General features: G+C 72.7%; 22 protein-coding genes. 6 read left to right on the top strand and 16 right to left on the bottom strand.

What is annotated here, in order from left to right; translation table 11 throughout:
• Positions 1-5 precede the first annotated feature (5 nt).
• Complete coding sequence (locus tag ACQP0T_RS19705) at positions 6-269, top strand: HPr family phosphocarrier protein (RefSeq protein ID WP_345362237.1); 264 nt, start codon at positions 6-8, stop codon at positions 267-269.
• Here the strand turns inward: ACQP0T_RS19705 and ACQP0T_RS19710 are convergent, their stop codons facing one another.
• From ACQP0T_RS19710 to aspS, 13 genes are all read right to left on the bottom strand, one after another.
• Positions 270-1121, bottom strand: coding sequence for a shikimate dehydrogenase (locus ACQP0T_RS19710; protein WP_433869409.1), 852 nt, complete (start codon positions 1119-1121; stop codon positions 270-272).
• Positions 1111-2310, bottom strand: a complete 1200-nt coding sequence (mltG, locus tag ACQP0T_RS19715; RefSeq protein WP_433869410.1) for an endolytic transglycosylase MltG — start codon at positions 2308-2310, stop codon at positions 1111-1113. The genes ACQP0T_RS19710 and mltG overlap by 11 nt, the downstream gene beginning before the upstream one ends.
• Positions 2307-2777, bottom strand: coding sequence for a Holliday junction resolvase RuvX (ruvX, locus tag ACQP0T_RS19720; protein WP_345362246.1), 471 nt, complete (start codon positions 2775-2777; stop codon positions 2307-2309). Before ruvX ends, mltG begins: the two co-directional genes overlap by 4 nt.
• Positions 2774-5446 carry an alanine--tRNA ligase gene (gene alaS / locus ACQP0T_RS19725; protein ID WP_433869411.1) on the bottom strand — a complete coding sequence of 891 codons (2673 nt, stop codon included), beginning with the start codon at positions 5444-5446 and terminating at the stop codon, positions 2774-2776. Before alaS ends, ruvX begins: the two co-directional genes overlap by 4 nt.
• 70 nt (positions 5447-5516) lie before the next feature.
• The gene (locus ACQP0T_RS19730) at positions 5517-5816 is read right to left on the bottom strand and encodes a hypothetical protein (RefSeq protein WP_345362252.1); all 300 of its coding nucleotides are present in this window, start codon (positions 5814-5816) and stop codon (positions 5517-5519) included.
• A complete protein-coding gene (locus ACQP0T_RS19735) occupies positions 5813-6220 on the bottom strand; it encodes a DUF948 domain-containing protein (protein ID WP_433869412.1) in 408 nt (135 codons plus the stop codon). Before ACQP0T_RS19735 ends, ACQP0T_RS19730 begins: the two co-directional genes overlap by 4 nt.
• 142 nt (positions 6221-6362) lie before the next feature.
• Positions 6363-7328 carry a 2-hydroxyacid dehydrogenase gene (locus ACQP0T_RS19740; protein ID WP_433869413.1) on the bottom strand — a complete coding sequence of 322 codons (966 nt, stop codon included), beginning with the start codon at positions 7326-7328 and terminating at the stop codon, positions 6363-6365.
• Positions 7329-7642: 314 nt separating this feature from the next.
• Complete coding sequence (locus tag ACQP0T_RS19745) at positions 7643-8995, bottom strand: replication-associated recombination protein A (protein ID WP_433869414.1); 1353 nt, start codon at positions 8993-8995, stop codon at positions 7643-7645.
• A gap of 54 nt (positions 8996-9049) precedes the next feature.
• Positions 9050-10564 (bottom strand): SulP family inorganic anion transporter, encoded by a 1515-nt coding sequence (locus ACQP0T_RS19750; protein WP_433869415.1) that lies wholly within the window; start codon positions 10562-10564, stop codon positions 9050-9052.
• A 33-nt stretch (positions 10565-10597) separates the two neighbouring features.
• Positions 10598-11188: a carbonic anhydrase gene (locus tag ACQP0T_RS19755; RefSeq protein WP_433869416.1), complete on the bottom strand. Its 591-nt coding sequence runs from the start codon at positions 11186-11188 to the stop codon at positions 10598-10600.
• 69 nt (positions 11189-11257) lie between these two features.
• Positions 11258-11641, bottom strand: a complete 384-nt coding sequence (locus ACQP0T_RS19760) for a hypothetical protein (RefSeq protein WP_433869417.1) — start codon at positions 11639-11641, stop codon at positions 11258-11260.
• A 483-nt stretch (positions 11642-12124) separates the two neighbouring features.
• On the bottom strand, positions 12125-13339 hold the full coding sequence (locus ACQP0T_RS19765; RefSeq protein WP_433869418.1) for a phosphotransferase: 1215 nt from the start codon (positions 13337-13339) through the stop codon (positions 12125-12127).
• 235 nt (positions 13340-13574) lie between these two features.
• Positions 13575-15389: an aspartate--tRNA ligase gene (gene aspS / locus ACQP0T_RS19770; RefSeq protein WP_433869419.1), complete on the bottom strand. Its 1815-nt coding sequence runs from the start codon at positions 15387-15389 to the stop codon at positions 13575-13577.
• Positions 15390-15662: 273 nt separating this feature from the next.
• Between aspS and ACQP0T_RS19775 the strand changes: the two genes are divergently transcribed.
• Complete coding sequence (locus tag ACQP0T_RS19775) at positions 15663-16691, top strand: hypothetical protein (protein WP_433869420.1); 1029 nt, start codon at positions 15663-15665, stop codon at positions 16689-16691.
• Positions 16692-16725: 34 nt separating this feature from the next.
• Here the strand turns inward: ACQP0T_RS19775 and ACQP0T_RS19780 are convergent, their stop codons facing one another.
• From ACQP0T_RS19780 to ACQP0T_RS19790, 3 genes are all read right to left on the bottom strand, one after another.
• A complete protein-coding gene (locus ACQP0T_RS19780; RefSeq protein ID WP_433869421.1) occupies positions 16726-17772 on the bottom strand; it encodes an Rv2578c family radical SAM protein in 1047 nt (348 codons plus the stop codon).
• An 80-nt stretch (positions 17773-17852) separates the two neighbouring features.
• Entirely contained in the window at positions 17853-18134 is a 282-nt protein-coding gene (locus ACQP0T_RS19785; RefSeq protein WP_433869422.1) for a hypothetical protein, read from the bottom strand.
• Positions 18135-18557: 423 nt separating this feature from the next.
• Positions 18558-18794 (bottom strand): zinc finger protein, encoded by a 237-nt coding sequence (locus ACQP0T_RS19790; protein ID WP_433869423.1) that lies wholly within the window; start codon positions 18792-18794, stop codon positions 18558-18560.
• A gap of 123 nt (positions 18795-18917) precedes the next feature.
• Here ACQP0T_RS19790 and ACQP0T_RS19795 point away from each other — a divergent pair, with 123 nt between their 5' ends.
• The 4 genes from ACQP0T_RS19795 (at position 18918) to ACQP0T_RS19810 (ending at position 21750) form a co-directional block, all read left to right on the top strand.
• A complete protein-coding gene (locus tag ACQP0T_RS19795; RefSeq protein WP_433869424.1) occupies positions 18918-19784 on the top strand; it encodes a helix-turn-helix domain-containing protein in 867 nt (288 codons plus the stop codon).
• Complete coding sequence (locus ACQP0T_RS19800; RefSeq protein ID WP_433869425.1) at positions 19781-19975, top strand: DUF397 domain-containing protein; 195 nt, start codon at positions 19781-19783, stop codon at positions 19973-19975. Before ACQP0T_RS19795 ends, ACQP0T_RS19800 begins: the two co-directional genes overlap by 4 nt.
• A 130-nt stretch (positions 19976-20105) precedes the next feature.
• On the top strand, positions 20106-20399 hold the full coding sequence (locus ACQP0T_RS19805; protein ID WP_433869426.1) for a putative quinol monooxygenase: 294 nt from the start codon (positions 20106-20108) through the stop codon (positions 20397-20399).
• A 109-nt stretch (positions 20400-20508) separates the two neighbouring features.
• On the top strand, positions 20509-21750 hold the full coding sequence (locus ACQP0T_RS19810) for an AAA family ATPase (protein WP_433869427.1): 1242 nt from the start codon (positions 20509-20511) through the stop codon (positions 21748-21750).
• The last annotated feature ends 249 nt before the right edge of the window (positions 21751-21999 follow it).

The raw sequence follows: 21999 nt of genomic DNA on the forward strand, positions 1-21999 counted from the left end.
CGGACATGCCAGAGCGACGGGTCACCGTGGCGAGCAAGGTGGGCCTGCACGCGCGCCCCGCGGCCCTGGTGGCCAAGGCCGCGGCGGCCACGCCGGTGACGATCACCATCCGCAAGGAAGGCGCCGACCCGGTCGAGGCGGCCAGCATCCTGGGGCTGATGACCCTGGGCGCGGGCTTCGGCGACGAGGTCGTCCTCACCGCCGACGGCGCGGGGGCCGAAACGGCGCTGGAGGAACTCGCCGGGCTCATCGGGTCCGAACTGGACTGATCACAGCGGCAGCGGAACTCCGCCGCCGGCGGCCTGGAGCGCGTCGCGCATCACCTCGCGCGGCGCGCTCCGGCCGGTGAACTGCTCGACCTGGCCGAACGCCTGGTGCAGCAGCATGTCCAGCCCGGTGGCGACCCGGCCGCCGGACCGGGTCACGGCCTCGGCCGCCGGCGTCGGCCACGGGTGGTAGATCACGTCCAGCAGGCACCGCGCCCCGGCCAGCGCCCCGGCCTGGTGGTCCAGCGCCCCCGCGGGCAGCGTGGACACCACCACGTCGGCCGCCGCCGCGGCCGCGGCCAGGTCCAGCTCGGCCAGCCGGCGCACCGACACCGGCATCCCGACCCGCTCCGCGGTCTCCAGCGCCTCGCCCGCCCGCGCGGGCTCCCGCACCGCCAGCACCACCTCGGCCAGCCCGAGTTCGGCGAAGGCCGCCAGCGTCGCCGCCGCGGTGCCCCCCGCGCCGAGCACCAGTCCGCGGTGCCCGGCCCGGAAACCGCCTGCCCCGCGCAGCGCGCCCAGCACCCCGTCCACGTCGGTGCAGTCGGCGTACCAGCTCCCGTCGGCCCGGTGGACCAGGGTGTTGGCCGCCCCGACCGCCACCGCGCGGTCGCTGGCCGAGGCCGCGACGTCGAGCGCCGCCCGCTTGCCCGGCATGGTCACCGACAACCCGGCCCACTCCGGCCCGAGCCCCGCGACGAACTCCACCAGGCGGTCGGCGTCGGCCTCCACCCGCTGGTAGGTCCACGGCAGGCCCAGCGCCCGGTAGGCGGATTCGTGCAGCACCGGCGACAACGAGTGCTCCACCGGCGAGCCGAGCACCGCGGCCCGCCGGGGAGCCGGTTCAGAAGGCACCGCGCGCCCTGGCTTCCTCGATGTAGGTCTGGTGCTGCTCGTAGGTGTCGGCGAAGCAGGAGGTGCCGTCCGGGTAGCACTTCACGAAGAACTTCCAGCTTCCCTCGGTCGGTTTCTCCGCCGCGATGATGGCGTCCTGGCCCGGCGCGGAGATCGGCGTCGGCGGCAGCCCGTAGTTCAGGTAGGTGTTGTACGGACCCGGCCTACCCCGGTCCTCCGGCTTGGTGAGCAGCGCGGGCTTGTCCAGCGGGTAGTTGATCGTGGAGTCCATGCCCAGCTTCATCGCGGGCGGCGCCAGCCGGTTCTCGATCACCCGGGCGATCTTGCCGAAGTCCTTGCCGATGCCCTCGCTCTGCACGATCGAGGCGATGGTGAGCAGCTCGTACGGCGTGTGCCCGGTGCCCTCCGCCGCCTGCGGCAGCCCGGCGGCCTGCAGCATCGTGGCCGAGCGGGTCACCACGTCGCGCAGCACGTCCTCGGCGCTGGCGCCCGGCTTCACGTCGTAGACGGCGGGCAGGATCAGCCCTTCCAGCCGCCGCCGCGGCTCCGCCTCGGACGCGGGGCCCACGGCCCACTCCGGGACGCCCAGCGAGCGCAGGTCCGCCGTCGCCGCCACCTCGTGCATCTCCTCGGAGGTGATGCACTCCGCTCTGCCGACGCAGGTCGCCTCGGCGAGCCGGGTGAGCACGCCGGGCGTGGTCCCGCCGTCGGGGGCGAGCTGGTCCTCCAGCCGCATCCCGCCGCGCACCTCGACCCGGCCGACCTTGGCGTCCGGCGACATGATGTGCTCGACCGCGGACTCGCCGGACATCTCCTTGCGCATCAGGTAGAAGCCCGGCTGGATGCCGTTGATCCGGCGGTTGCCCTCGGCGGCCTCGATGAACGCCTTGGTGCTGGCCACCACGCCCTGATCGGCGAGGGTGCTGCCGATGGCGCTGACCGTCTCGCCGGACTCGACCCGGATGACGACCTGGCCGGTGCCCTCGCCGGAGAAGTCCTCGTAGGCGCCGAGCTGGACGATCTGGCTGGCGCCGTAGAGCACGCCGCCGCCGACCAGCACCACCACGAACACCGCGGCCAGCGCGGTCACCCAGCGCCGCCGCTTGCGGCGGCGGAAGGCTTCCGGGTCCGACCGGCGCCGGCGCACGTCGGTCGGCTCGTCGGTGAACAATCCCAGATCGTCGCTCACGGGAGTTCCTCTCGTGTCTGCTGCCCCCGGGAGTCCAAGTACGCCTGCAGGATCTCCACCGCCGCCGCTTGGTCGACGACGGCGCGCTGCTTCTTGCCCTTCACCCCGCGCTGGGAGAGCATCCGGCTCGCGGTCACCGTGGTGAGCCGCTCGTCGGAGAACCGCACCGGGACCGGCGCGATCCGCTCCGCGAGCGCCTCGCCGTAGGACTGCGCGAGCTGCGCGGCGGTGCCGTGCCGCCCGGCGAGCGTGGTGGGCAGGCCGACGACGACCTCCACCACCTCGTGCTCGGCGACCAGCGCGGCGAGCTCACCGAGGTCGGCGCCGCCCGCCTCGTCCCGGCGCAGCGTGACCAGCGGGGTGGCCAGGAACGGCGCCGGGTCGCTGAGCGCGAGCCCGACCCGGACCGCACCGACGTCCACGCCGATGCGCCGTCCCGGGCCGGGATCGGGCCGGAGCTCGCTCACCCGCCGGACACCGCCCGGTCCAGACCGGCGCGCAGCCCGGTGATCGCCGCCGGGATGCCCTCCGGCTGCGAGCCGCCGCCCTGCGCCATGTCCGGCTTGCCGCCGCCCCGGCCGCCGACCTCGGCGGCGAACGACGGCACCAGCCCGCCCGCGGCGAGGCCCTGGTCGCGGGCGGCGTCGTTGGTGCCGACCACGAAGCCGACCTTGCCCTCGTCGGCGGAGAACAGCGCGATCACCGCGGGCCGGGACCCGACCCGGTTGCGCACCTCGGCCGCCAGGGCGCGCAGCGAGCCGCCGTCCACGCCGTCCGGGACCTGCTCGGCCACCAGCGTCACGCCGCGCACGTCCACGCCCTTGCCCGCGAGGTCGCCCGCCGACTGCAGGACCTGCTGGACCCGGAGCTGCTGGAGCTCCTTCTCGGCGCTGCGCAACCGGCTGACGACCCCGGAGATGCGGTCCGGGAGCTGCTCGGCGGGCACCTTGAACTGCTCGGCGAGCTGGCTGACCAGCAGGCTCTCCTTGCTGGTGTGGCGCATGGCGTCCATCCCGACCAGCGCCTCGACCCGGTGCACCCCGGAGCCGACCGAGGAGTCGGCGACGAGCTTGACCAGGCCGAGCTGGCCGATCCGGCCGACGTGGGTGCCCCCGCACAGCTCGCGGGAGTAGTCGCCCATGTCGACCACGCGCACCTGGTCACCGTACTTCTCGCCGAACAGCGCGACCGCGCCCAGCTCCATCGCCCGGTCCATCGTGGTGGTGTAGGCGTTCACCTCGACGTCGGACTGGAGGTAGTCGTTGACCTCCTCCTCGACCCCGCCGAGCACCTCGGCCGAGACCGCCGCGGGCGCGGTGAAGTCGAACCGCATCCGGCCCGGGGAGTTCAGCGAACCGGCCTGCGCGGCGCGCTTGCCGTAGGCGCTGCGCACCGCGGCGTGCACCAGGTGGGTCGCCGAGTGCGAGCGCTCGATGGCCCGCCTGCGGGTGACGTCCACGGAGGCGTCCAGCCGGGTGTCCACGCCGAGCTCACCGGCCACGACCTTGGCCCGGTGCACGAACAGCCCCGGCACCGCCCGCTGCACGTCCTGCACCTGGACCTCGACGCCGGGACCGACCAGGGTGCCGGTGTCGGCGATCTGCCCGCCGCCCTCGGCGTAGAACGGGGTGCGGTCGAGCACCATCTCGACCTCGGTGCCCTCCCCGGCCGACGGCACCGGCTGCCCGCCCACGAGCAGCCCCAGCACCCGGCTCTGCGCCTGCAGGTCGGTGTAGCCGAGGAACTCGGTGCTGCCGTGCTCGTCGAGCAGGGTGCGGTAGGTCGACAGGTCGCCGTGGCCGGACTTGCGGGCCTTCGCGTCCTCCTTGGCGCGGCGGCGCTGCTCGGCCATCAGGTCCCGGAAGCCCTGCTCGTCGACGCTGAGCCCCTGCTCGGCGGCCATCTCCAGGGTCAGGTCGATCGGGAACCCGTAGGTGTCGTGGAGCTGGAAGGCCTTGTCCCCGGCCAGCCGGGAACCGCCGCCCGCCTTGATCTCGGAGACCGCGACGTCGAAGATCTTGGAACCCGCGGTCAGCGTGCTGAGGAAGGCGTTCTCCTCGTTGACCACCACCGCCTCGATGCGGTCGTACTCGCTGACCAGCTCCGGGTAGCTCGGGGCCATCGCGTCGCGCACCACCGCGCTGAACTCGCCGAGCACCGGGTCCTGCACGCCGAGCAGGCGGGTGGAGCGGATGATGCGGCGCAGCAGGCGGCGCAGCACGTAACCGCGCGCCTCGTTGCCCGGGGTGACCCCGTCGCCGACCAGCATCACGCCGGACCGGGCGTGGTCGGCGATCACCCGGAACCGCACGTCGTCCTCGGGGTCGGCGCCGTAGCGGCGGCCGGAGAGCTCCTCGGCCTTGGCGATGACCGGGCGCACCAGGTCGGTCTCGTAGACGTTCTCCACGCCCTGCAGCAGGCACGCGACCCGCTCCACGCCCATCCCGGTGTCGATGTTCTTCATCGGCAGCTCGCCCACCGGCGGGTGCCCCAGCTTCGGGGACAGCTCACCGCGGACGTCCTGCATGAACACCAGGTTCCAGATCTCGATGTAGCGGTCCTCGTCGACGATCGGACCGCCCTCGCGGCCGTACTCCGGGCCGCGGTCGTAGTAGATCTCGGAGCAGGGGCCGCCGGGACCGGGCACGCCCATGTCCCAGTAGTTGTCCTTGCCGTCGCGGGCCTGGATGCGCTCCGCCGGGATGCCGGTGACCTGCTGCCACAACCGCGCGGCCTCGGCGTCCTTCTCGAAGACGGTGACCCACAGCCGGGCCGGGTCGAACCCGTACCCGCCGTCGGACTGGGAGCCGGTGATCAGCTCCCAGGCGTTGCGGATGGCGCCTTCCTTGAAGTAGTCGCCGAAGGAGAAGTTCCCCGCCATCTGGAAGAACGTGTTGTGCCGGGTGGTCTTGCCGACCTCGTCGATGTCCCCGGTGCGCACGCACTTCTGGATGCTGGTGGCGCGCGGGTACGGCGCCGGGGCGTCACCCAGGAAGTAGGGCTTGAACTGCACCATCCCGGCGTTGACGAACAGCAGCGTCGGGTCGTCGAGGATCAGCGAGGCGCTGGGGACGACGGTGTGGCCGCGGCCTCGGAAGTGCTCGGTGAAGCGGTTGTTGATCTCGTGGGTCTGCACGATGGGTCCTCGGAGGTCTCGGAGCGGGTCTGCCGGTGGTGGCGGCGGGACGACGGCGCGGCGCGGCCGCTCAGCGCCCCGCCCGCCGAGCTCGCCGCGCGGGCGCCCGGTCGTCGGCCTCGATCCGGCGGAACTGCACCGTGTCGGCGCTGCTGCCGTCCACCGCGTCGTGCAGCTCCTCCTCGCGCTCCTGCATCCCGGCGCGCACCTCGGCGCCGAACGAGCCGACCGCACCCGCCAGCTCGCGCATCGCGCCGCCGAGCTGCTCGGCCATCCCGGCCGGTGTCGCCTTGCGGGTGGTCTCGCTCACCTTGCGGGTCACCGCGACCCCGGCCGCGACACCGGCGCCGAACCAGAACAGGCGCCTCACTTGCGCCCTCCTTTGCCCTTGCCGCGGACGTGCCTGCCGCCGGGCTCCTGCTTGCGCTTGCGACGGGTCCGCAGCGCCTTGCTGACCCCGTACGAGAAGGCCGCCGTCTTCACCAGCGGACCACCCAGTGTAGCCGTGAACAGCGAGGACAACGCCGAGACGTTGCCGCTGACCGTCTTGGCGTTGGCGGTGATCCCGTCGACCCGCTCCAGTTGGGTGTTCACGTGATCGATCGTGGTGTTGGCGCCGTGGAACAGCGGGTCGGAGTTCTCGTGCGCCTTGCGGATCGCGGTGGTCGCCTCGTCCAGCGTGCGGCCGAGCTTGACCAGCGGGATCGCCAGCAGCACGACCAGCAGCACGAACGCACCGGCTGCGATCAGTGCGGCGATCTGCGTAGGCGTCACGTCGCCTCCCGTGATTAACGTCATGTTCTGCGCACCGGCGCGGACTGGGCGCGCGGCGCGGTTGATCGAGCGACACGTTACCGGGGCGAGCGCGCCGGACCCGCACCCGGTCGATTCGGCCGCGTCGGCGTTTCGCCCCCGCTCAACCGCCGACCGGGGTGACCGGCTCGCCCCCGCCGAGCACCGCCGCCACGTTGCGCGCCGCGAGCTCGGCCATCGCGGTGCGCGTCTCGGTGGTCGCCGATCCCAGGTGCGGCACCACGACCACGTTGTCCAGCTCCAGCAGGCCGGGCTCCACCTCGGGTTCGTTCTCGAAGACGTCCAGCCCGGCCGCGGCGATGGTGCCCTCGCGCAGCGCGGTGGCCAGCGCGCGTTCGTCGACGACCGGGCCGCGCGCGGTGTTGATCAGCACCGCGGAGGGCTTCATCGCGGCGAGCGCGGCGGCGTCGACGAGGTGGCGGGTGCGCTCGGTCAGCGGGCAGTGCAGGCTCACCACGTCCGAGGTGCGCAGCAGCTCCGCCATCGGCAGGTACCGGGCGTCGAGCTCGTCGGCGATCCGCTCGTCGACCCGGTTGCGGCCGGTGTAGGCGATCCGCATCCCGAACGCGCGGGCGCGCCGGGCCACCGCCTGCCCGATCCCGCCGAGGCCGACGATCCCGAGGGTCTTGTCCCGCAGCCCGGTGCCGAGCATGAACCCGAGGTGGAAGTTCCACGGCTGCCGGGCGCGCAGCAGCCGCTCGCCCTCGCCGAGCCGCCGGGTCGCCATCAGCAGCAGGCCCATCGCCAGGTCGGCGGTGGCGTCGGTGAGCACGCCGGGCGTGTTGGTCACCGCCGCGCCCGCCCCGGTCACCGCGGGCACGTCGATGTTGTCGTAGCCCACGGCGACGTTGGCGACCACCCGCAGCCCCGGTCCGGCGGCCCGCACCACCTCGGCGTCGATCCGGTCGTGCACCATCGCCACGATCCCGTGCGCCCCCGCGACCGCCGCGCGCAGCTCGTCCGGGGTCAGCGGCCGGTCCTGCTCGCACACCCGGACCTCGCCCGCCGCCCGCAGCAGCTCCAGCGCCGGTTCCGGGACCGCCCGGGTCACCACGATCCGCTCGTCCACCGAACAACCTCCTCGCGCGAGTGCGTCGCGGCAGAACCTACCCCGGGCACCAACCGCGGCGGACCCGACGAGATCAACGCCTCCCGCGCACCCGAGCCACCGCAACCACCGCCAGGCAAGCGGCGAAAGCCGCTTCCGCCTTACCCCACCTGAGCAACTTGCACCGCGGCGGGTTCTCAGCGGTCTTCTCGCGAGGACGCCCTGACGCTGTGTACGTGTTCGGTACGTGAGGAAGGGCGCCCGGAGCGAGCAGGCCGCTGAGGTTCCGCCACCCGCACCGCCCAGCAAAAGGACCACGGACACCCAAAACCCGCTCAAGAACCGCGGATGATGTCCCTCAGCTTGGGCACCCGCTCCCCGAGGGTGCGTTCGGCGCCGCGCCCGGTGGGCCGGTAGTAGTCCCGGCCGACGAGTTCGGCGGGCGGGTACTGCTGGGCCAGCACGCCCTCGGGCTTGTCGTGCGGGTAGCGGTAGCCCTGGGCGTTGCCGAGCTTGGCCGCCCCGGCGTAGTGGCCGTCGCGCAGGTGCGGCGGCACCGGACCGCCGCGCCCGGCGCGCACGTCGCCCGCCGCCTCGTCGATCGCGGTGATCACGGCGTTGGACTTCGGCGCGGTGGCCAGGTGGACGGTCGCCTGCGCCAGCGCCAGCCTGCCCTCCGGCATGCCGATGAGCTGGACCGCCTGCGCGGCGGCGACCGCGGTCTGCAACGCGGTCGGATCGGCCATCCCGACGTCCTCCGACGCGTGCACCACCAGCCGCCGGGCGATGAACCGCGGGTCCTCGCCCGCCTCGACCATCCGGGCGAGGTAGTGCAGCGCGGCGTCGACGTCGGAGCCGCGGATGGACTTGATGAAGGCGCTGATCACGTCGTAGTGCTGATCGCCACCGCGGTCGTAGAGCACCGCCGCGCGGTCCACGGTGGCCTCCACGGTGGCCAGGTCGATCGCCCCGGCGCCGGTCGAGCCGGCCGATTCGGCGGCGGCCTCCAGCGCGGTGAGCACCCGCCGGGCGTCGCCCCCGGCCAGCGCGACCAGGTGGTCCTCGGCGTCGGGGTCCAGCCGCAGCGCGCCGCCGAGGCCGCGCTCCTCGGCCACCGCGCGGCGCACCAGCACCCGCACGTCGTCCTCGGTGAGGCTGCGGAGCTGGAGCACCAGCGAGCGGGACAGCAGCGGCGCCACGACCGAGAAGAACGGGTTCTCCGTGGTCGCCGCCACCAGCAGCACGATCCGGTCCTCCACGGCGCCGAGCAACGCGTCCTGCTGGGTCTTGGAGAAGCGGTGGACCTCGTCGATGAACAGCACCGTCGACTCGCCGGAGCGGCCCAGCCTGCGGCGCGCCTCCTCGATCACCCCGCGCACCTCCTTGACCCCGGAGGACAGCGCGGACAGCGCGACGAAGCGGCGGCCGGTGGCCTGCGACACCAGGTTCGCCAGGGTCGTCTTGCCGGTCCCCGGCGGACCGTGCAGCAGCACCGACGCCGGGGCCGCGCCTTCCACCAGCCGCCGCAGCGGGGCGCCGGGGCCGAGCAGGTGGTCCTGACCGACCACTTCGTCGAGGGAGCGGGGCCGCATCCGCACCGCCAACGGTGCGTTCTCGGCCAACCGCTCCCCCGCGCGCTCCTCGACCTCGGCGCCGAACAGGCCCTCGTCGAACAACCCCTCGCTCACACCCCGACGCTACCGGCCGGGGCGGACGGCGAGGTGGGAGCCCGTGCGGACCGCCTAGCCGACCCGGGCGGGCATCGCCACCTCGACGGTGCCCTCGCCGCGCCGGTGCTGCGCCGCCCAGTGCTCGACCGCCTGGTGGCAGGCCCGGTCCAGGTGCCGCACCGTGGTCAGGTCCAGGTGGACGTGCTTGTTCGCGGGCAGCTTCTCCAGGTGGTCCAGCAGCCGGGGCAGCTTCAGGAACGTGGCGTTGCCGCCGAGCTCGACGTGCACCTGCTCGGCCCCGTGCTCGGCTTTCACCGACAGCCGGGAGACCTCGATCGCGGTCTTGACGATCGCCACCGCCAGACCGGTCAGGGTGCCGACCAGCAGGTCGGTGGCCACGATCATGCCGGCCGTCAGCACCAGCACGAAGGCCTCACCGCGCTGCTCCTTGGCCAGCGCCACCACCTGCGGCAGCTCCAGCAGCTTCCACCCGGCCTGGATCAGCAGCGCGGCCAGCACCGCGAACGGCAGGAAGCCGAGCAGGCCGGGCAGCGCCACCACGAACAGCAGCAGCCAGATGCCGTGCAGGATGCGGGAGAGCTTGGTCTTGGCCCCCGCGTTGACGTTGGTCGAGCTGCGCACGATCACCGCGGTCATCGGCAGCGCACCCAGCAGACCGCAGACCGTGTTGCCCGCGCCCTGGGCGACCAGCTCGGTGTTGTACCGGGTCTTGGGCGCGTCGTGCATCCGGTCCACGGCGGCGGCGCTGAACAGGCTCTCCGCCGAGGCGATCAGCGCGACGGTGAGGATCGTGCCCAGCATCGCCGGGGTGAGCAGGCCGCTCCACTCCGGGCCGGTGGGCACGTTCAGCGCCGACAGCAGCGAACCGACCTCGACGTTGGCCACCGGCAGCGCCAGCACCAGCGCGGCGACGCTGGCCACGACCACGCCGATCAGCGGGGCCGGGATCACCCGGATGCGCTCCGGGGCCTTCTTCCACGCCGCCATCACGCCGAGGGCGAGGACGGCGAGCCCGAGGCCGCTCAGGCCCTCCGGGGTGGTCACCGCGTTGATCACGACATCGGGCAGCCCGGCGAACTTCTCCGGGGTGGTGGCGGGCTGGTCCATCCCGGCGACCGGGTAGACCTGGCCCAGGATCAGCACGAGGCCGATGCCGGCCAGCATGCCTTGCACGACCGAGGGCGAGATGGCCCGGAACCAGGTGCCGAGCCGGCTCACGCCGAGCAGCACCTGCACGATGCCCGCGCCGAAGACGATCACGCCGAGGGCGGCCAGCCCGTGCTGGTTGACAGCCGAGGCGACCAGCACGGTCAGCCCGGCGGCCGGGCCGCTGACCTGCATGGTGCTGCCCGGCAGCAGGCCGACGACGATGCCGCCGACGATGCCGGTCACGATGCCGAGCTCGGCGGGCACGCCGGAGGCGACGGCCACGCCGACGCACAGCGGCAGCGCGACCAGGAACACCACCAGGGAGGCTCCGAGGTCGGCACCGAAGGTCTCCTTCGGCCACGCCGGGACGCCGAAGCGGCGGCCTCCCGCGCGCGGCGTCGAGGTACGAGTGGTCACTGTGACTCCAGTGGTCGATGGGTGGGAGCCGGATTACAGCGGCAGGAAGTCGCCGGTCTCCGCGTCCTGGGCGTGGACCCGGCCGGTGTCGATCTCGTAGAACCAGCCGTGCAGCCGGAGCTCACCGGCGGCCACGCGGTCCTGGACGAAGGGGTACTCGCGCAGCGCGTCGAGCTGTTCGCGGACGTGCGCCTGGCTCTCGGCGCGCACCGCCGGGTCCTGCACGGTCCCGCCGCTGCGGCTCCCGGTGCCCAGCCAGCCGCACAGCGCCGGGAGGTCGTCGAGGCCCTGCCCGGCCACCGCGAGGGCGGTGACCGCACCGCAGTGCGAATGCCCGCACACGATGATCTCGGGAACGCCCAATCGCAGCACCGCGTACTCGATCGTTCCCATTTCGCTGGACCCCGAATCCGGGGCGTACTTGGGCACCACGTTGCCCGCGGTGCGGAGTTCGAACAGGGCGCCCGGTTCCGCTCCGGTGATCAGCGACGGGATCACCCGCGAATCCGAGCAGCCGATGAACAGCGCGCCGGGTTTCTGACCTGCGGCGAGTTCACTGCGCGCGGCGTGCGAAAGGGCCTGCGGATGACGCCTGGCGTTCCGCACGAAGTCTTCGTAGTTCATTTGTTCGCCTTCGCTCCGAGTGGTTCCGCGGAAAACCGCGGATGAATGCAATTCGGAAAAGCGGGGCGATCAGCGCCGGAAAACCTGGAGCGCGGCGGGCGAGTGCCGTTCCGAGCGGAATTCATCGCTTCTCGGCAGCCACCCGCGATCGGGAGGGGCGCCGGAGGCGCAGCGGCAGCCGGTGCGGAGCGTGGTGCACTCGGGCGTCCACGGCACCACGCGCCCCCGGTCCTCGTGCCGGATCAGGCAGCGGCGGTGCACGGTGGCACCGGGCAGCCGCTCGCGCAGCTTCTCACCCTCGCGGTGCTCACTCGTCTCCGACTTGACCTCGGAGGGGACGACGCGGGACGCCTTGGCGTCGGGCGGGGCGTCCAGCGGTCCGGCCACGGCGAGCAGCACCACGAAGAGCAGGAACGATCCCGCCCTCACGGTCTGCCAGACCTTGCCGCACATGACTGTCTCCGCCTTTCGAGCAGCGCGTCTCCTCGGCTGCCGCGCCGACGTTATGGGGAAGAGGTAGCGAAACGCTGAACTCAAGATATCCGATCCGCGTAGCGCAGGCGCAAGTAGCGTTTTGGGGGAACGACCACGAAAAATGAAGATATGTTTATCGGAAGCCGGGTGGAGTACGTCCGACTTCACTCTAAAGTGGCCGGTAAGCCGGTTGCGCGACTGCGCTGAGTCAGGACAACGATGGCCGCTCGGCCAGTCGGCTTGTGACGAGCATTACCGGATCGGGCAACGCGGAAAAACATGAACGGTTTGCCATGAAACATGCGCGAAACACAGCGGCCCGCCGCTCCGGCCGAACACCGACCGGCACCGCCCGAATGACGACCGCCGCCCGGATGAATCTGGGCGGCGGGCGATGTGGCGAACTGCACTCGACCCCGGGGCGGCTCGGAGCCGACGTGCCCGGTAGCTCAGGAGCGGCCCTCAGCCGTCGGTGCGGAAGGCGGGGTAGGCCTGCAGGTGCAGCGCGCCCGCGCCGAACCGCTCGACGAGCGCCTCGATCATCCGGTCGGCGAACTCGGCGATGTCGGGCATCCCCGAGCCGTCGGCGTCGGCGCGCAGCCGCCGCCAGCGGTCCACCAGCGCCGTGCTGCGCCGGGGCGAGGGCATGTGCAGGTCGATCGGCCGGTCGGTCTCCCCGGTGCGCGGCAGGAACCACCACGTCGAGACCCACACCCACAGCAGTTGCGAGCTGAACAGCCGGGGCAGCAGCACCTCGTCGTCGTCCAGCTCCGGCCACACCTCGGCGATCTCCGACCGCCAGGTGGACAGCATGTTCTCGACCAGCGTCTCGGGCAGCGCGTAGGAGCACCACGACGACGGGAACGGGTACTGCAGGTACGCCGCGTCCAGCGCGACGTCGCGCACGCAGCCCCACTCGAAGTCCAGGAACCGCACTCCGCTGCCGGTGACCAGGCTGTTGTCCGGGCAGATGTCGGAGGGGCTGAACGCCCGGTAGCGGCTGCTGCCCAGCAGCTCGGAGGCGTCGGCCAGCCGCCGCACCATCACTTCGGGGGTCCGCACCCCGAGCGTCTGGGACAGCAGGCCGGGCAGCTCGTCGACCGCCCGGATGACGTCGTCGGCCACCGGATCGGTCCAGGTCCGCTCCCCGAGCCGCCGCATCAGCGCGTCGAAGTCCGCCTCGCTGGCGGCCGTGGTGCTGTGCAGCCGCCCCAGCGCCCGCGCCCACGCCAACAGCGCCCGCTCGGCCACCCGGGGGTCGTCGGCGAACAGCACGTCGGCCAGCGTCGAACCGCGGCCCAGGTCCTCCAGGACGAGGAGCCGCTCACCCGCGTCGTGCGCGATCAGCTCCGGACCCACCCGGGCCTCCGGCGGCAGCGAGGTGCTGAGCAGGCAGCTCGCCGCCTCGTGCGCGAACGGGTCCGAGCGCGCCTCGTCGGGGCACTCGCCGTAGTGCTTGACCACCAGGGTCCGGGGCAGTTCGAAGGGGCTCTCCGCGACCCGGACGCGCAGCACCACCGAGCGGTCGCTGCCGCCCAGGTCTTCCGCGTCGGCGAGCCGGACCGGGGCGCCCGTGCGCTTGGCCAGCACGGCTTCAGCGGTGCCGACGGTGTCGGTCGCTTCCGTGCTCGCCGGGATGCGGACCTCCGGTGGGCCGGTGGTGATCTCCACGCTCATCGTCTCCAGACACTACCCCCACAGCTCACACCCGGACGGGCATGACCGGTCAAGTGGCGCACGAACCGTGAGCGCCCGTGTCCGCAGCGTGTCCGGCCATCGGCCTCACCCCCTCGGTGCGGTCACCCACCCGCGTCCGCCGCCCTCGCCGATGACGGAACGCGGCGACGCCGACGTTGCACCGCGGCGGCAGCGCGTCGCACCGGGGCGTCCGCGCGGACGCCCCGGAACGCGATCAGCCCTGCTTCTCGACGACCTCGGGCGGCGCCGACAGGCTCTCCTCCCGGGGCCGGGCCGGCTTGGCGTCCACCCCGGCCTCCTTGCGCTGCGCGGCGGTGATCGGCGCGGGCGCGCCGGTCAGCGGGTCGAACCCGCCGCCGCTCTTCGGGAAGGCGATGACCTCGCGCAGCGACTCCGCCCCGGCGAGCAGCATGCAGATCCGGTCCCAGCCGAAGGCGATGCCGCCGTGCGGCGGCGGGCCGTACTTGAAGGCCTCCAGCAGGAAGCCGAACTTGTCGCGGGCCTGCTCCTCGGAGATGCCCAGCACGCCGAACACCCGCTCCTGCACCTCGGAGCGGTGGATGCGGATCGAGCCGCCGCCGATCTCGTTGCCGTTGCAGACGATGTCGTAGGCCCAGGCCAGCGCGTTGGCCGGGTCCTGCTCGAAGGTGTCGGCCCACTCGGCGTTCGGCGAGGTGAAGGGGTGGTGCACCGCGGTCCAGCGGCCCTCGCCCACCGCCACGTCGTCGGTGTCCTCGACCGGTTCGAACATCGGGGCGTCGACGATCCAGACGAACGACCAGGCGTCGTGGTCGATGAGCCCGCAGCGCTCCCCGATCTCCAGCCGCGCGGCGCCGAGCAGCGCCCGCGAGGACGAGGGCTGCCCGGCGGCGAAGAACACGCAGTCGCCGGGGGACGCGCCGACGGCCTCGGCCAGCCCGGCGCGCTCGGCCTCGGAGAGGTTCTTGGCCACCGGACCGGACAGTTCGCCGTCGGCACCGACGAGCACGTAGGCCAGGCCCTTGGCCCCGCGCTGCTTGGCCCAGTCCTGCCAGGCGTCGAGCTGGCGGCGCGGCTGGTCGGCCCCGCCGGGCATCACCACGGCGCCGACGTAGGGCGCCTGGAACACCCGGAAGGGGGTGTCCGCGAAGTACTCGGTGAGCTCGGTCAGCTCCAGGCCGAAGCGCAGGTCCGGCTTGTCGGTGCCGTACCCGGCCATCGCCTCGGCGTAGGTCATCCGGCGGATCGGACGCGGGATCTCGTGCCCGAGCACGCCCTTCCACAGCGCGGCGATGACCGACTCGCCGAGCTCGATGACGTCGTCCTGCTCGACGAAGCTCATCTCGATGTCGAGCTGGGTGAACTCCGGCTGGCGGTCGGCGCGGAAGTCCTCGTCCCGGTAGCAGCGGGCGATCTGGAAGTACCGCTCCACCCCGCCGACCATGAGCAGCTGCTTGAACAGCTGCGGGGACTGCGGCAGCGCGTACCAGTTGCCCGGCTGCAGCCGCGCCGGGATCAGGAAGTCGCGGGCGCCCTCCGGGGTGGAGCGCGTCATGGTCGGGGTCTCGACCTCGACGAAGTCCCGCCCGTGCAGCACCTCCCGGGCCAGCCGGTTGATCTCGCTGCGCATCCGCATGGTCCGGGCCGGGCCGGTGCGCCGCAGGTCGAGGTAGCGGTGCTTGAGCCGGGCCTCCTCGCCGACCTCCAGGTGCTCGTCGAGCGGGAAGGGCAGCGGCGCGGCCTCCGAGAGCACCTCCAGCCGGGTGGCGGTCACCTCGATCTCGCCGGTGGCGATCTCCGGGTTCTCGTTGCCCTCGGGGCGCTGGACCACCTCGCCGGTGACCTGGACGCAGAACTCGGCGCGCAGCCGGTGCGCCAGCTCGGCCATCTCGCCCTCGCGGAACACCACCTGGGCGACGCCGGAGGCGTCCCGCAGATCGATGAAGATCACCCCGCCGTGATCGCGTCGGCGCGCCACCCACCCGGCGAGGGTGACGGACTGCCCGGCATGACCGGCTCGCAGCGAACCGGCCTCGTGCGTGCGCATCACGGTGAGAGCTCCTCTTCCAGCGCTCGGCGTTCGTGGGGCCTCCCCGGCGCGAACCGGCGGAGGCGAGGGAACAAGGCTAGCCAACGGGCCCGGTGGCGCGGCGCGCAGGCCCGGGCGGACGGGCACCGCCCTAAGTCGGTACCGGCGCCGGGGGAGCTGCGCCACAATTCCCCGGGACGCCCCCGGGGAACCGCCGACGGCGGCATGATCGTCGCACTGCGGTGACCCACTGATGAGCGTGAATCGACCACGCGGCGGACACGAGGAGTAGCGATGACCGCTTCGAGAACCGGGCCCGATCCGACCGTCCGCGACCCGCAGCACCCGGACGCCCTGTCCGCCGAACTCGCCCAGCTCCTGCGCACCGGACCGTTCGAGGCGGCGCTGCGCGCGGCGATCCGCGCCAGCCGGCTCAGCCTGGAGCGCATCCAGCACCGCCTGCGCGGCCGGGGGACCCCGGTGAGCATCACCGCGCTGAGCTACTGGCAGTCCGGCCGCCGCCGCCCGGAGCGACCGGACTCGCTGCTGGCGCTGCACGAGCTGGAAAAGGTCCTCGGCGTCCCGGAGGGCGCGCTGTCGGCGCTGCTGGGGCCGCCCCGGCCGCGCGGGCGGACCCGCCAGGCACCGCCGGACACCCCGCCGCTGAGCGCGCTGTGGGCCGAGAACGAATCCGCCGCCGAGCTGCTGACCAGGATCGACACCTCGCACGACAGCAAGCTCACCCGGCTGTCGCACCACGACGTGGTGCACGTCGACCACCGGGGCGAGCTGCGCAAGATCCGCACCCGGATGCTGGTGCGCGCCGAGGGCAACGGCGTCGACCGGTGGGTGATCATGTTCGACGGCGCGTCGGCGCTGCTGAACCCGCCGGTCGTGCGGCCGATCCGGTCCTGCCTGCTCGGGCAGGTCCTCACCGACCACGCCCGGGACCTGGTGGTGGGCGAGCTGCTGTTCGACCGCGTGCTCGCGCGCGGGGAGACGGTGCTGCTGGAGTTCGAGATCATCGACCCCCCGACCGGGCCGAACGAGACCGACCACAGCTTCTGCCGCCTGTTCCGGCTGCCGGTGCGGCAGTACGTGCTGGAGGTGCAGTTCGACCCGGCGCACCCGCCGACCAGCGCCGAGAGCTACGTCGGCGATTCGACGACGCAGGAGGTGGAACCGCCGAAACCGCTGGTGGTGGACCGGTTCGGCCGCACCCACGCGGTCGCCCTCGACTTCGGCATGGGCGTGTTCGGCGTCCGCTGGCACCCGGCGGACGGAACGGCCCCCGCCGAGACCGCTGCCGCACCACCCGGGTGAACCCACCGGCACGCGGGGTGATCAGCGACCGCGTTCACAGCAGCGAGAGCTGCCGCTGCCGGTCCCGGTCGGCCTCGGAGCGGACCGCGGCGGCCCGGGGCCGCTCGACGAGCCCGTGCCGCCGCATCGCCTCGGTCACCCGCCGCACCACGTCGCGCTGGTAGGACTTCGGGGCGTACGAGCCGTCGCCGTAGAGCCGCGCGTACAGCGGCAGCAGTTCGGGGTGCTCCCGCTGGAGCCACGCCCGGTACCACTCCCGCGCGCCTGGCCGCAGGTGCAGCACCAACGGCGTGATCGAGCGCGCCCCGGCGGCGACCAGGGCGGCCACCGTCTCCTCGATCCGCTCCGGTGCGTCGCCGAGCCCGGGCAGGACCGGCGCCATCAGCACCGAGCACCCGATGCCGGCCTCGGTGAACCGGCGCACCACGTCCAGCCGCCGCAGCGGTGACGGCGCACCGGGCTCGACCCCGCGCCAGAGCTCCTCGTCGACCGAGCCGAGGGAGACCGCGATCGAGACGTCCGTGACCTCGGCGGCCTGCGCGATGAGGTCCAGGTCGCGCAGGATCAGGGTGCCCTTGGTGAGGACGGAGAACGGGTTGGCCCGGTCCCGCAGCGCGCCGATGATCTCCCGCATCAACCCGTAGCGGCCTTCGGCGCGCTGGTACGGATCGGTGTTGGTGCCCATCGCGACGGGCTCGCCCGCCCACTTCGGCCGGGCCAGCTCGCGGCGCAGCAACGTCCCGGCGTTGACCTTCACCACGATCTTGCTGTCGAAGTCGTGCCCGGTGTCGAGGTCGAGGTAGCTGTGGGTGTTGCGGGCGAAGCAGTAGCGGCAGGCGTGCCCGCAGCCGCGGTACGGGTTCACCGTCCACCGGAACGGCACGTGCGATTCCCCCGGCACCCGGTTCAGGATCGACTTCGCGCGCACCTCGATCGCGTAGGCCTCCTCGGTCCCGGCCTCGATCGGCACCGGCTCCGGCAACCGCAACCCGGCCCGCCCCCCGCGCCGCTCCGGCTCCGGCAGATCGAGCGGCAACTCCGACGCCAACCCCGCGGTGGTCCGCTGCTCCTCCCAACGCATACGGACATTCGAACACAGATTCGAGATCGAACTCGACCCCGCGTGCCCCACCCCACCCGAACGACCACCGGCGCCGTCCTTCACCCGACGGCTCCGGGCACGGGGCCGTTCGCCGCGCGCGCGGGGGCGCACGCCTCGATCGGCCTCGGCAGCGGTCTCGTCTCCCGCATCGGGTCGGACACCTCCCACCGCGGTGCCCCGGTCGGCGTCGGCGGACCCGAGACCCGGAGCGCTTGGGCGAACCGCCGCGCCGTGCCGTCGATCGCCACGCAGGAGCTGCACGGCACGTGCTCACCGGGGCGGACCACGCCGTCGAGCTCCTGAAGCTCCAGCCACGCCCCGCGCAGCGGGTGGTCGCACACCGCCCGGCCCCGCCGCGGCTCAGGTGGACGCGCGACTCGCGCGACGAAATCGCCCAGCAGGCACCGGCCGCGCTCCGCTCCGGGACCGCCGACTCGGCACCCCTGATCACTGGATCGGCGGGCACGGCAGCACTCCGATACGGACCGGGATTCGGAGCGGGATTCGGACCGGCCCGGTACCGACCGACCCGGGGCCGCCCACCCGACCACCCGCCGCGGGAGACCGCGAACAGGCCCACGTTGGCCAGCACGCCCGCGGCCACCACCCAGCCCGCGCCCGCCACCTGCCCGGCGACGATCGCGGCCGACACCACCGCCAATCCCGCGGCGACCGGCCCCGTCCGGGCGCTCACCGGTCGACCGCCCCGCCACCGACGATCCGCGCCATGCGGCCGAACGCCGGCAGCCGCCCCAGGTTCGCCGTCATAGCGCACCCGTCCCCCGCCGCCGGGCGCCCGGCATCGGCACGCCCACGATGCGGTGCGCCTCGACGTTGCACGGCTCGCACGTCCCCCAGAACCACGACTCGGTGGTGTCGACCGCTACGACGACCTCGCCGCACAACGCCGCGATCTCGTCACCATCACGCCATATCGCCCTCGTCGCGTGCCGCCGCTCGGCCGCCGGAACCCAGCCGAACGGATGCTGTCGGAATTTCATTCTTGTCACCCTCTCCGCACCAAGCATTTGGTGCAGCAACGCTAGCGCCAAGTGCGCCACGGTGGCGATGACCCGTTCAGGTACCTCCTCCGCTGGGCAGTCCTGGGGTTCTAGGCTTGGCGCATGAGCCGCAACAGGTCCGGATCACCACGCAACCGCGCCTTGGGCGCCGAGCTGCGCGAAATTCGGGAGCGCGCCGGGGTGACCGTGCGAGAGCTGGCGCAGAGAATCGGCGGCCATCACTCGAAATACACCCGCAATGAACAGGCCACTCGCTCGCCGTCGCCCGAAGAGGTGGCCTCGATCCTGACCGCGCTCGGCGCCTCCGAAGCCGAACGCGAGCGCCTTACCGAGATGGCACGGGAGCACGTGACCGGCGTCAACTGGCTCAAATCCGGCTCCGCGGGTTCTCTCGGCATCGCCCACGAACTGACCGACCTGATGGAGTTCGAGCGCACCGCGACATCGATCACCGACATATCGCCGATCTTGATTCCCGGCTTGCTTCAAACCTCCGACTACGCACGTGCCGTCATGGGCGGGATGCCCTCACATGAGGTGGATGCCCGCGTTGCGATGCGAGTCGGCCGCCGTGATGTCCTGATGCGGCGGAACGGCGCTCCCGACTTCCACGCGTTCATCGAGGAGTCCGCGCTGCACAAGCAGCTCGGCGGTCAGGATGTGATGGCCGAACAGCTCCACCACATCTCCACGATGGCCGAGCAGGCGAACGTCACAGTCCAGGTGATCCCCGCTTCTCTCACCTCATGGCATGCAGCGCTGGGCGGTCCGTTCATCTACTTCGAGTTCCCGAAGGCCCCGCCGATCGTCCACCTGGAACACGTGAGCTCCTCCGTGTTCCTCTCGGAATCCGAGGATGTAGCGGCCTACCGACAGGCAGTCGATAGCGTCGCGCAGGCAGCGATGAGCATCGACCAGTCCTCGAAGGTCATTGCCCAGCGAATCACCGAGTTGGAAGGGGCATCGTGATCACGGAACCTAGCGGCTGGCGCAAGTCCAGCCGATCAGCCCAGCAAACGAGCTGCGTCGAGGTCGGCAGGGTCGCCGACGGCGCCGCGGTCCGCGACACCAAGAACCGCGCCACCGGGTACTTCACCACCACCGGCCCGCAGTGGGCCGCGTTCGTCGGCGCCATCAAGACCGGCCGCTACGACCGCTGACCCCGCACCGCGCAGCGCCCTCCCCCGGCGGGGAGGGCGCTTCCGCGTTCCCCGCCCGGGCGGCCGATGAATTTCGCGGGCGAATCCGGTCTTCCTCCCGGACGTTCTCAACGCGAGGAGGAAGAGCACCTTGGCACTGATCATCGCGGGGAAGGTGTACGTGGACCCGAGCGAGCGGGACCGGTTCGTCGCGGGCCACCGGGACCTGGTGGAGCAGGCGCGCCGGTACCCCGGTTGTCTCGACCTGTCGATCTCACCCGACCCCACCGAACCGGGGCGGGTGAACCTCTTCGAGCACTGGGAGTCGCAGGAGGCGCTGGACACCTGGCGCGCGATCGCACCAGCGCCCTCCGGCTCCGTCGCCATCGCGGACGACCAGGTCCGCAAGCACGAGATCAGCCGGTCGGGCCATCCGTTCGGCTGATCGATGCCCGGGATCAGCCGCTCTCGGCGGTGGCGCACGGTCCGGTGTGGACTGATCTTCGCAGCGTCGGCACCGAAAACCGGTTGCCCCGGTTCCTAGGCTTCGGGGCGTGGAAAGCGAGCGGACCCGGGTGCTCTGGATCTCCGGCGCGCCGGGGACGGGGAAGTCCACGACCGGCTGGGGCCTGTTCACGCGCATCGCCGGAGTCGGGGGCGGCGTGGCGCACGTCGACATCGACCAGCTCGGGCTGGTCGGGCCGCCCCCGGGCGGGGGTTCCGCGAGCCACCGGATCAAGGCCGACAACCTGCTGCGGATGCTCGAACCCCTGCGGCAGCGCGGTGTCCGCCAGGTGATCGTGTCCGGTGTCGTGGACCCGCTCCGGGGCATCGCGCCGCACCTCGAAGGCCGGGCCGAGGCCGATCACGTCGACTTCGCGCTGGTGCGGCTCCGCTGCGACCGGGAGGAGCTGCGGCGGCGGTTCCTCGGTCGCGGCTCGTCGGCCGAGACGCTGGCCGAACTCTTCGCCGTGGCCGACCAGCTCGACCACGACGGCCCCGGCACCGTCCTCGACACGTCCGGACAGCATCCCGAGGAGACCGTGGACGCCTTGCTGGAGCGGTGCGTCGTGCGTCCCGCACCGCTCGGCGCGCTGCCCGCCGAGCCCCGCGACGGCGCACCGGTGCCCGCGGTGGTCGTGACGGGGGCGACCGCGGTGGGCAAGTCGACCGCCGCGTGGCGCGCGCTGCGGGAGCTCTGGACACGCGGTGTCCCGACCGGCTACGTCGATCTCGGCCAGCTCGGCTTCGTCCACCCCGGGCCCGATCCGGCGTTGGAAGCCTCCCACCTCGCCGCCCTGCGACGCGGCTACCACCGGGCGGGCGCCCGCGCGCTGCTCGTCGTGGTCCGCGAGCCCGCGCCGGAACACTCGCCCGCGCTGGCGGGCGCTCCGGTCACCGTGGTCCACCTCGACGCCGACGCCCCGACCCTGGCCGACCGGGTCCGGCGCCGGGCCGCGGGTGAGGCGCCGCTGCTCGCGGGCGACGAGCTGCGCGGCGCGCCGACCGCCGTCCAGCGGCGGGTGGCGGCGCGGGCCGCGGCCGAAGCGGACCGGATGCGCCACCGCGCGGCGGACCGCACCGTCCTCGACACCACCGGGCGGACCGCCGACGAGACCGCCAACGCCCTGCTCCAGGCGGCACGCCCCCTCCTCGACCGGCTCACCCCCAACCCCGAAGAGTCACCCGAGCCCCCGCGGACACCTCCGGAAGCGAGTGAGGGGCGCCTTCATCCGACTATGCCGGATGAAGGCGCCCCTCACGCACCACCCGAACAGGTGGCGGTCGCCCGATAGGGATTTGGGTGAGGGGCACCCTTGTCCCGGTTGGGGGTCCTTTTCAGAATGCGGCGGAGCCGCATGCGGTGAGGCACGCAGCGTGCACCGCGGCGGGTTCTCAGCGGTCTTCTCGCGAGGACAGCCGTGACGCCGTGTCCGTGTTCGGTGCATCAGGAACGGCTCCCGGAGCGAGAAGACCGCTGAGGTTCCGCCACCCGCACCGCCACGCAAGCCATTCTGAAAGCAGTCCCAACTCGGGCAAGGGGG

This window comes from Saccharopolyspora sp. CA-218241 (assembly GCF_050954615.1).
Taxonomy (GTDB): domain Bacteria; phylum Actinomycetota; class Actinomycetes; order Mycobacteriales; family Pseudonocardiaceae; genus Saccharopolyspora; species Saccharopolyspora cebuensis.